Here is a 10,115-nt window from a genome sequence, read left to right as displayed (position 1 = left end):
AGCCGCCGGCCTTCATGTCTTCCACGAACGCGCCCAGCGCGGCGGGCGCGGCGGGGCCGCGGCCCTTGGGCGTGCCCATGGCCTGGCGGATCACCATGAAACTGCCGGGCAGCATGCGCAAGCCGCCCAGGCGCGCCATGTCGGCTTCCAACTGCTGTTTCACGCCCGCCGCCACGTCGGCGTTTTCCGCCAGGAAAGCGTCTACTACCGCGGGCGAGGTGGGCGCCCGCAGGATCTGCGCCTGCTTCAGCTCGCGGGTCAGGAACAGGTCGTAGGCGCTGCCCTTGCCGACCATGACCTTGGTGCCTGCGGTGTCCACGGCGCCGCGCTCGCGCAAGGGCGACCCTTCGCGCACCACGTAGGCGCCTTCGATCAGCACGTAGGCATCGGTGAACGTGATGCCGGCACCGCGCAGCGGGTCGATGGCAAAGAAGCCGATGTCGGCCTGTTCGGCGGTGACGGCATCCACGGATTTGCCCGCGCTGTCCCACACCACCAGTTCCAGTTCCACGCCCAGCCGTTCGGCGAAGGCGCGCGCCAGGTCGATGGACACGCCGGCCGGCTCGCCCGTGGCCGGGTCGCGCCCGGCCAGGATGGGGTTGCCCAGGTTGATGGAGGCGCGCAGCTTGCCCGTGGGGGTGAAGGCCTGGATGATCTGGGGGTCGAGGGTCATGCGGGGCTCAGTGTGTTCCAGCAGCCAGGTTTTCGCAAGAATGCCTGGCGCCGTTGTTTAAACCACTTCCGGGTCGCCTTCCTTCTTCACCGGCTTGACCAGATCTTCGCGCTTCACGCCCATCCACATGGCCAGGGCCGCGGCGACGAATACCGACGAGTAGATGCCGAACCAGATGCCGATGGTCAGCGCCAGCGCGAAGTAATGCAGCGACGGGCCGCCGAAGAACAGCATGGCCAGCACCATCATCTGGGTGGAGCCGTGCGTGATGATGGTGCGCGAGATCGTCTGGGTGATGGCGCTGTTGATGACCTCGTGCACGTCCGCCTTGCGGTACTTGCGGAAGTTCTCGCGGATCCGGTCCATGATGACCACGGATTCGTTCACCGAATAGCCCAGCACGGCCAGCACGCCGGCCAGCACCGCCAACGAGAATTCCCACTGGAAGAAGGCGAAGAACCCCAGGATGATGACCACGTCGTGCAGGTTGGCGATGACCCCGGCTACGGCGAATTTCCATTCGAAGCGGATGCCCAGGTACACCATGATGCCGATCACCACGAACAGCAGCGCCATCAGGCCGTTGTGCAGCAATTCCTGGCCGATCTGCGGGCCCACGAATTCCACCCGGCGCAGTTCCACCGACGGGTCGGCGGCCTTGAGCGCCTGCATCACGCTTTCGCTTTGCGTGGCCGAGGTCTGGCCCTCGGTGATGGGCAGGCGGATCATGACGTCGCGCGAGGTACCGAAATTCTGCACCTGGAAGTCGCGGTAGCCCAGCTGGGTTACCGCGCCGCGCACGCTTTCCAGCTGGGCCGTTTGCGCGTAGCTGACTTCCATGACCGTGCCGCCGGTGAATTCGATCGACAAGTGGAAGCCGCGAGTGACGATGAAAAACACCGCCGCCACGAATGTAACCAGGCTGATGATGTTCAGCACCAGTGCGTGGCGCATGAACGGGATAGTGCGATGGATACGGAAAAATTCCATGTTTCGCCTTGCTTATCGATGCCGGGCGGGCACGCCGCCCGGCAGTATCAGTTTGCCTTGGGTTTCCAGACGGTGCCGATGGAAATCCGGGCCAGTTTTTTCTTGCGGCCGTACCACAGGTTGGCCAGCGCGCGCACGCCCACCACCGACGTGAACATCGACGTGACGATGCCCAGGCAGTGCACCACGGCAAAGCCGCGGATGGGGCCGGACCCGAAGGCCAGCAGCGCCAGGCCCACGATGAGCGTGGTCAGGTTCGAGTCGAGAATGGTGCCCCAGGCGCGTTCGAAACCGTGGTGGATGGCCTGCTGCGGTGACGCGCCATTGCGTAGTTCTTCGCGGATGCGCTCGTTGATGAGCACGTTCGAGTCGATGGCCATGCCCAGCGTGAGCGCGATGGCGGCAATGCCCGGCAGCGTCAGCGTGGCCTGCAGCATGGAAAGCAGCGCCAGCAGCAGCAGCACGTTCATGGCCAGCCCGATGGTGGAGAACACGCCAAACAGGTGGTAGTACACGATGATGAACACCGCGATGGCCAGGAAACCGTACAGGGTGGAATTGAAACCCTTGGCGATGTTGTCGGCGCCCAGGCTGGGGCCGATGGTGCGCTCTTCGATGATGGACATGGGCGCGGCCAGCGAGCCGGCGCGCAGCAGCAGCGCGGTGTCGGCGGCTTCCTCGGCGGTCATGCTGCCGGATATCTGCACCTGGCCGCCGGCGATTTCGCTGCGGATGACCGGCGCCGTGACCACTTCGCCCTTGCCGTTTTCGAACAGCAGGATGGCCATGCGCTTGCCCACGTTGTCGCGCGTGACATCGCGGAAAATGCGCGCGCCCTTGCTGTCCAGCGTCAGGTGCACCGCGGCCTGCTGGGTTTGCGAATCGCGGCCGGGCTGGGCGTCTTGCAGGTTTTCGCCGGTGAGGACGACCTGGCGGCGCACCAGGATGGGACGGCCGTCGCGGTCGGTGTAGCGTTCCAGGCCGAAGGGCACGGTGCCGCTGGCCAGCGCCGACTGGGCTGCGGGCGTGTCGTCGACCATGCGGATTTCCAGGGTGGCGGTGCGGCCCAGCAATTCCTTGGCCTTGGCCACGTCCTGCACGCCGGGCAACTGCACCACGATGCGGTCGTTGCCCTGTTGCTGGATCACGGGCTCGGCCACGCCCAGCTCGTTGATGCGGTTGTGCAGGGTGTTGATGTTCTGCTTCAGGGCGGCGTCCTGCACGCGGGTGATGGCGGTGGGGTTCAGCATGCCCACCAGCGTGGCGTTGGAGCCTTCGTTGCCCTCGGTGAATTGCAGGTCGGGCAGGCGGCTGCGCAGCGCGCCATGGGCGCGGTCGCGTTCGTCGGCGCTGGTGAACGAGGCCACCACCGAACTGCCGGCGCGCTCGACTGCGCGGCTGGGCAGTTTTTCGTCGCGCAGCACGGTGCGCACGTCGGCGGCCAGGGAATCGTAGCGGGCGGTCAGGGCGCCCTGCATGTCGACTTGCAGCAGGAAGTGCACGCCGCCGCGCAGGTCCAGGCCCAGGTACATGGGCTTGGGCTCGAACCAGCCCAGCGCGCGCATCCAGGGCGGCGAGGCGGGCAGCAGGTTCAGGGCCACGGTGTAGTGGGGGTCGTCGGGGACGGTGTTGAGCGATTTTTCCAGCAGGTCGCGCGCCTGCAGTTGCACGTCGGTGGACGGGAAGCGGGCGCGAATGGTGCCCAGGGCGCCATTTTGTTCGTAGTAGATGCTGGTGGCGGCGATGTTGCCTGCGGCCAGGATCTGTTCCACCTGGCCGAGCATGGCGTTGTCCACCTTGATGGTGGCTTTTGCGCTGGAAACCTGGACGGCGGGAGATTCGCCGTAGAAATTGGGCAGGGTGTAAAGCAGGCCGATGACGACCGCGACCAGCACCGTAATGTACTTCCAGAGAGGATAGCGGTTCATTGGCGGCTAGTTGATGCGAGATAGAGCGAGAAAAGGCCCCCGAGGCGGGGGCCAGGATGAGACGCTTACAGGGCCTTGATGGTTCCCTTGGGGAGCACCGAGGAAACCGAGGTTTTTTGCATCAGGACTTCGACGGGCTTGTCGGCCAGGTCGGCGATTTCGACGCTGATGTAGGTGTCGGTAACCTTGGACACCCTGCCCAGCAGGCCGCCAGCGGTCAGGACTTCGTCGCCCTTGGCCAGGTTGGCAACCAGGTTGCGGTGTTCTTTCTGGCGCTTCATCTGCGGACGGATCATCAGGAAATAGAGGATCACGAACATCAGCACGATGGGCAGCATGCCCATCAGCGCGCTGCCTTCGGGGGCAGCCTGGGCCAGGACGAGGCCGGCGGTGTCGATAGCGGACATGAGAATCTCCTGAATGGTTTGTTCGGGTCAGGTTATGGAAAGTTATGGTTACTGCTCCGGTCCCCGCGCGAGCCTTGGACAGGGCAAGCCGACTATTGTAGCTAGGTTATTCGGGGGGGGAAGTCCTGTAGGGGGACGGGTGCGGGTGAGTTTGTCGGAACGGGGGCTGCAGTCAAGCAGAATGGCCGGCCCGTTCGCGGGTGTCTGGCTCCCGTCAGGGTGCCGGACACCGTGCTACTGAGACTGTCGTGGCGCACAACGGTGTCTGGCACCCGGACGGGGGCCAGACACCTTCACCTTCGGAGCCAGACACCCGGCCGTACCCGGGACGGCGGGGCGGCTAAAGAACTCAGGCGCCCCCGCGAAAACCTAATCGATCCCCCGCTTGCGGTCGGCCGCGAACTGGGCCCGCCAGGCGTCGAAGGTGCCGGCCGCGATGGCTTCCCGCATTTCTCCCATGATCGCCAGGTAGAAATGCAGATTGTGCAGCGTATTCAGCCGCGCCCCGGTGATTTCATTGGCGCGCTGCAGGTGATGCAGATAGGCCCGCGAAAAATGCGCGCAGGTGTGGCATGCGCAGGAAGGATCCAGCGGCCGGGTGTCGTCCCGGTACTTCGCATTGCGGATTTTCACGTCCCCGTAGCGCGTGAACAGCCAGCCATTGCGGGCGTTGCGGGTGGGCATCACGCAGTCGAACATGTCGACCCCGCGCGCCACGCCTTCCACCAGATCTTCGGGCGTGCCCACCCCCATCAGGTAGCGAGGCGCATGGGTAGGCAGGCGGGGCGCCACGTGCGCCAGGATGCGCATCATGTCTTCCTTGGGCTCGCCCACCGACAGCCCGCCGATGGCATAGCCATGGAAACCGATATCCGTCAGGCCGGCCAGGGATTCGTCGCGCAGCGCTTCGTACATGCCGCCCTGCACAATGCCGAACAGGGCGTTGGGGTTGTCCAGCCGGTCGAATTCGTCGCGCGAGCGGCGCGCCCAGCGCAGCGACATGCGCATCGAACGCGCGGCTTCCTCGGCCGTGGCCGGGCGGCCGTCGATCTGGTAGGGCGTGCACTCGTCGAACACCATGACGATGTCGGAATTCAGCGAGCGCTGGATGCGCATGGATTCTTCCGGCGTCAGGAACAGGCGCGCGCCGTCGATGGGCGACGCGAACTTCACGCCTTCCTCGGTGATCTTGCGCATGCCTTGCAGGCTGAACACCTGGAACCCGCCCGAATCCGTCAGGATGGGCTTGTCCCATTGCATGAAGCCGTGCAGCCCGCCGTGGCGGTCCAGGATTTCCGTGCCGGGGCGCAGCCACAGGTGGAAGGTATTGCCCAGCACGATCTGCGAGCCGATTTCTTTCAGTTCGTGCGGCAGCATGGCCTTGACGCTGCCATACGTGCCCACCGGCATGAAGATGGGGGTTTCGACCACGCCGTGGTTCAGCGTGATGCGGCCGCGGCGGGCGCCGCCGTCGGTGGCCAGCAGTTCGAAGTTCAGTCCGGTCATGGCGTGGAAATGGGCGATTCGATGAACATGGCGTCGCCGTAGCTGAAAAAACGGTAGCGCTGGGCGACGGCGTGGGCGTAGGCCCGGCGGATGGGCTCGATGCCGGCCAGGGCCGACACCAGCATCAACAGCGTGGACTGCGGCAGGTGGAAATTGGTGACCAGGGCATCGATGACCCGGTACTGATAGCCCGGCGTAATGAACAACTGCGTATCGCCCTGCGTGGGCGCCAGCGGGGCCTGCGGGCCGGCCGGGTTTTGCGCGGCGGCGGATTCCAGCGCCCGCACACTGGTAGTGCCCACGGCGACCACGCGCCCGCCCCGGGCGCGCGCGCGAGCGATGGCGTCGACCACCGCCTGGTTCACCGTGTACCACTCGGCGTGCATGATGTGGTCGTCCAGGTTTTCCACCCGCACGGGCTGGAAAGTGCCGGCGCCCACATGCAAGGTGACGAAGGCCCGTTCCACGCCCAGGTCGTCCACGCGTTGCAGCATGGCCTGGTCGAAATGCAGCCCCGCGGTGGGCGCCGCCACCGCGCCCGGTTCGCGCGCGTACACGGTCTGGTAGCGGGATTCGTCGGTGGCATCGGCCGCGTGGCTAATGTAGGGCGGTAGCGGCGTGGCCCCGTGCGCGTCCAGCAGGTCCAGCACGGGGGCGGGAAACTGCAGGTCGTAGAGTTCGCCGGCGCGGCCCAGCACCGTGGCGCCGAAGGCCTCGGCCAGGTGCAGCACGGTGCCGGCGCCGGGCGACTTGCTGGCGCGCACATGGGCCAGCGCGCGCCGGGGCTCGACGATGCGCTCTACCAGCACTTCCACCTTGCCGCCGGAAGCCTTGCGGCCGGCCAGGCGCGCCTTGATGACCCGGGTGTCGTTGAACACCAGCAGATCGCCGGGGCGCAGCAGCGTGGCCAGGTCGGGAAACTGGCGGTCGTGCAGGGCGCCCGCGCTATCCAGGTGCAGCAGGCGGCTGCCGCCGCGCTGCGCCGCCGGGGTTTGCGCAATGAGCTCGGGCGGCAGGGTGTAGTCGAAATCGGAAACGGTAAGAGAAGAAGGCACGCGTGGGTATTCAGATAAAGCACCTTGGGTGCCGCCGGGCGGCCGGTGCGGGCAACCTATTATTGTAAGCGGCCCCGCTTCCCACCCCGGCGTTCATCCCGCCGCCAGCCAGGTTCTGTATGCTTGCGTTTTCAACGGCAACGGCAGCGTGGTGGGCGCGGAATGGCGGTATGGGCGGGCAGGCGTAGCGAACGACTAAAACAATGGCTGGCGGCCGGGCTGCTGCTGGGCGCGTGCATGGCGGCCCGGGCGCAGGGGCTGCCAGACGAGCTTACGCGGGCCTGGAAGGCGTCGGGCCTGCCGGGGTCGTCGTTATCGCTGGTGGTGCAGGAACTGGGCGGCCCGCGCATGGTGGCCATCAACGCGAACGAGCCCCGCAACCCCGCGTCCGTCATGAAGCTGGTCACCACCTGGTCGGCCTTGTCCGAACTGGGGCCCAACTATGTGTGGCGTACCGAGTTCCTGACCGAGCCGGGTGCCCGGCCGGACGCCCATGGGGCGCTGCGCGGGCCGTTGTTCCTGCGCGCCGGGGGCGACCCCCACCTGCTGGTGCAGGACCTGTGGGCCCTGCTGCGCGAGCTGCGCCTGCGCGGGGTAAAGAAAATCAACGACCTGGTCATCGACCGCAGTATCTTCGGACAGGTGGCCATTGACCCGGGGGCCTTCGATGGCGCCCCCGACCGCGCCTACAACGCCAGTCCCGACGCGCTCATGATCGGTTTCGGGGCCCTGCGCCTGCTGTTTACCCCGGACCCGGCGGCGCGGAAATGGGTGCCCATCATCGATCCGCCGCTGCCCGGCCTGCGCCTGGAAGGCGAAGTCGACTGGAGCGAAGTCCGCTGCCCCGGTCCGCCCGTGGTGAAGACAGACCCGCTGCTGACCCAGCAGGGCGTCACCATCCGCCTGGGCGGCACCGTGGCCGGTTCGTGCGGCGAGTTCAGCCTGTACCGGCTGGCGCTGTCCCAGCCCGAGTTCGCCGAGGCCTTGTTCAGGCTGCTGTGGCGCGAGCTGGGGGGTACTTTCACGGGCCGGATCCGCTCGGGCATGGTGCCGGCCGATGCGGTGGTGCTGGCATCGCACGAATCGCCGCCGCTGGGCGAGGCCATACGCCAGATCAACAAGCGCAGCAACAATGTCATGGCGCGCACGCTGCTGCTGACCCTGGGGGCCGAGCGCGGCCGCCGGCCGGCCACCACCGACAGCAGCCAAGCCGTGGCCAAGGCCGTGCTGGCGGGGCAGGGCCTGCACATGCCCGAACTGGTGCTGGACAACGGGTCGGGCCTGTCGCGCGATGGGCGGGTGTCGGCCGAAAGCCTGGCCTCCATGCTGACACTGGCCTGGCATTCGCCCCTGATGCCGGAATTCCTGTCTTCGCTTTCCATTGCCGGCGTCGACGGCACCATGCGCCGCCGCCTGAAGGGCGAAGAAACCGTGGGCATGGCCCACATGAAAACCGGGTCGCTGCGCGATGTGCGGGCGGTGGCCGGCTACGTGCTGGGCGCCAGCGGCAAGCGCTATGTGGTGGTCAGCCTGGTCAACGATCCCAACGCGGCCGCCGTGCGGGCCTTCGACGACGCGCTGATCGCCTGGCTGGCCGGACAGTGAGCCACGGCGGCGCCAAACGGTTTACGATTGCGCTGTTTGGCGTGCCGCCATGTGCCGCCTGTCTGTTTTCTGGAGATTGCCGCTCATGCCCGTGCATGAAATCCGCCATCCGCTGATCCGCCACAAGCTGGGCATCATGCGCCGCGCCGACCTCAGCACCAAGAGTTTCCGCGAGCTTTCCCAGGAAGTCGGCGCGCTGCTGACCTACGAAGCCTCGAAAGACCTGCCGCTGGTCCCGTCCACCGTGGAAGGCTGGTGCGGCACGGTCGAAGTCGAGAAAATCGGCGGCAAGAAAGTCACGGTGGTGCCCATCCTGCGCGCCGGCATCGGCATGCTCGACGGCGTGCTCAGCCTGATCCCGGGCGCCAAGGTCAGCGTGGTGGGCGTGGCCCGCAACGAAGAAACCCTGCAGGCCCACACCTACCTGGAACGCCTGGTGGGCGAACTGGACCGGCGGCTGGCGCTGATCGTCGACCCCATGCTGGCCACCGGCGGTTCCATGCTGGCCACCATCGACATGCTCAAGCGCGCCGGCTGCCGTGAAATCCGCGCCCTGGTGCTGGTGGCCGCGCCCACCGGCATCAAGGCCGTGCTCGACCAGCACCCCGACGTGCACATTTATACGGCCTCGATCGACCAGGGCCTGAACGAGCACGGCTACATCATGCCCGGCCTGGGAGACGCCGGCGACCGCATTTTCGGCACCAAGCAGAAGTCCGAGTAAACCCCGGGACCCGGCAGGCGGGTGCCAGCGCATCGCCGTCCGGGATGGAACGGGTGCAGCCAGGCCGCCGGCACTGCCTTTAACTGCCGCAGCGGATTTTCACAGGCACCAAGATACAAGGTGTCCGGCTCCCGTCAGGGTGCCGGACACCGTCCAACTGAGACTGTCATGGCACACAACGGTGTCTGGCTCCTGCGGAGCCAGACACCCGGTCCTTCAGGACTGTTCCGTGCCTGGTGAATCCGAGCGGCGTGCTAGCCGCGAGGTGGAAAGCGCGCAGCGCTTCGGGGGTGGGACTTTCACCTCAAGCCGCCAGCGCCTCGCGCCGGCCTTGCAGGTGCGTGCCGAACCAGTGCAACTGGCGCGCCAGGCCCGCCACTTCTCCCACCACCAGCAGCGCGGGCGAACGCACATCGTGGCTGCGTGCCACGTCGGCCAGATCGGCCAGGGTGCCGCTGACCACCCGTTGTTCCGGGCGGCTGCCGTTTTCGATCAGGGCAAAAGGTGTGTCCTTGGCCCGGCCATGGCGGATCAGGCGGCTGGACAAAGTTTCCAGCTGGCCCACGCCCATGTAGAAGGCCAGGGTCTGGTGCTCGCGCGCCAGGCCGGCCCAGTCGAGAGAGTCTTCGTCGGCGCGGCAGTGGGCCGTGACCAGGCGCACCGATTGCGCATGATCGCGGTGCGTCAGGGGAATGCCGGCATAGGCTGCACAGGCCAGCGCGGCCGTGATGCCGGGCACTACCTCGTAGCGCACCCCATGTTCGCGCAGATATTCCAGTTCTTCGCCGCCGCGCCCGAAAACAAAGGCATCACCGCCTTTCAGGCGCACCACGCGGCGGCCCGCGCCGGCGTGCTCCACCAGCAGCGCGTGGATGCGCGACTGAGTGGCGTCGTGGTTTTCGCCGGGACGCTTGCCCACGGCCACGCGGTCGGCGTCGCGGCGGGCCAGCGCCAGTACCGCGGGGCTGACCAGGCGGTCGTAGAGAATGACGTCGGCCTCGTTCAGGGCGCGCAGCGCTTTCAGGGTCAGCAGCCCCGGATCGCCGGGGCCTGCGCCCACCAGCACCACGCTGCCCAGCGCGGTTGCGGCATCTTCGGCAGCACGGGCCACGGAAGAGAAGAAGGGGTTTCCGACGTCGAGGACGATAAGCCCGATGGTCCGGCTTTGACCGGCGCGGAGTTGGCGGGCGGCGTCATTGCGCACGAAGCCAAGTTCGGCGATGGATT

9 protein-coding genes are annotated in these 10,115 nt (G+C 66.8%); 2 read left to right on the top strand and 7 right to left on the bottom strand.

What is annotated here, in order from left to right; translation table 11 throughout:
• From LPZ50_RS16140 to queA, 6 genes are all read right to left on the bottom strand, one after another.
• On the bottom strand, positions 1 to 673 hold a 673-nt coding region (locus LPZ50_RS16140), incomplete at its 3' end, for a transporter substrate-binding domain-containing protein (protein ID WP_230662569.1).
• Between the two features lie 57 nt (positions 674 to 730).
• Entirely contained in the window at positions 731 to 1,663 is a 933-nt protein-coding gene (secF, locus tag LPZ50_RS16135) for a protein translocase subunit SecF (protein ID WP_230662567.1), read from the bottom strand.
• Positions 1,664 to 1,710: 47 nt separating this feature from the next.
• A complete protein-coding gene (gene secD, locus LPZ50_RS16130) occupies positions 1,711 to 3,591 on the bottom strand; it encodes a protein translocase subunit SecD (RefSeq protein WP_230662565.1) in 1,881 nt (626 codons plus the stop codon).
• 65 nt (positions 3,592 to 3,656) lie between these two features.
• A complete protein-coding gene (yajC, locus tag LPZ50_RS16125) occupies positions 3,657 to 3,998 on the bottom strand; it encodes a preprotein translocase subunit YajC (protein ID WP_230662563.1) in 342 nt (113 codons plus the stop codon).
• Positions 3,999 to 4,367: 369 nt separating this feature from the next.
• Positions 4,368 to 5,504, bottom strand: a complete 1,137-nt coding sequence (gene tgt, locus LPZ50_RS16120; protein WP_230662561.1) for a tRNA guanosine(34) transglycosylase Tgt — start codon at positions 5,502 to 5,504, stop codon at positions 4,368 to 4,370.
• Positions 5,501 to 6,559: a tRNA preQ1(34) S-adenosylmethionine ribosyltransferase-isomerase QueA gene (queA, locus tag LPZ50_RS16115; protein ID WP_230662559.1), complete on the bottom strand. Its 1,059-nt coding sequence runs from the start codon at positions 6,557 to 6,559 to the stop codon at positions 5,501 to 5,503. Before queA ends, tgt begins: the two co-directional genes overlap by 4 nt.
• Before the next feature lie 162 nt (positions 6,560 to 6,721).
• Between queA and dacB the strand changes: the two genes are divergently transcribed.
• The gene (gene dacB, locus LPZ50_RS16110; RefSeq protein ID WP_419195602.1) at positions 6,722 to 8,164 is read left to right on the top strand and encodes a D-alanyl-D-alanine carboxypeptidase/D-alanyl-D-alanine-endopeptidase; all 1,443 of its coding nucleotides are present in this window, start codon (positions 6,722 to 6,724) and stop codon (positions 8,162 to 8,164) included.
• Positions 8,165 to 8,249: 85 nt separating this feature from the next.
• The gene (upp, locus tag LPZ50_RS16105; RefSeq protein WP_230662557.1) at positions 8,250 to 8,888 is read left to right on the top strand and encodes a uracil phosphoribosyltransferase; all 639 of its coding nucleotides are present in this window, start codon (positions 8,250 to 8,252) and stop codon (positions 8,886 to 8,888) included.
• 304 nt (positions 8,889 to 9,192) lie between these two features.
• On the opposite strand, the gene cobA is transcribed toward upp, so the two are convergent.
• The coding region (gene cobA / locus LPZ50_RS16100) for a uroporphyrinogen-III C-methyltransferase (RefSeq protein ID WP_230662555.1) at positions 9,193 to 10,115 on the bottom strand (923 nt) is incomplete at its 5' end.

The sequence above is a fragment of the Bordetella petrii genome, from assembly GCF_020991325.1.
Lineage (GTDB): Bacteria > Pseudomonadota > Gammaproteobacteria > Burkholderiales > Burkholderiaceae_B > Bordetella_A > Bordetella_A petrii_E.
The sequence above is the reverse complement of the archived record's forward strand: the minus strand, read 5'-3'. Positions and strand labels throughout refer to the sequence as shown.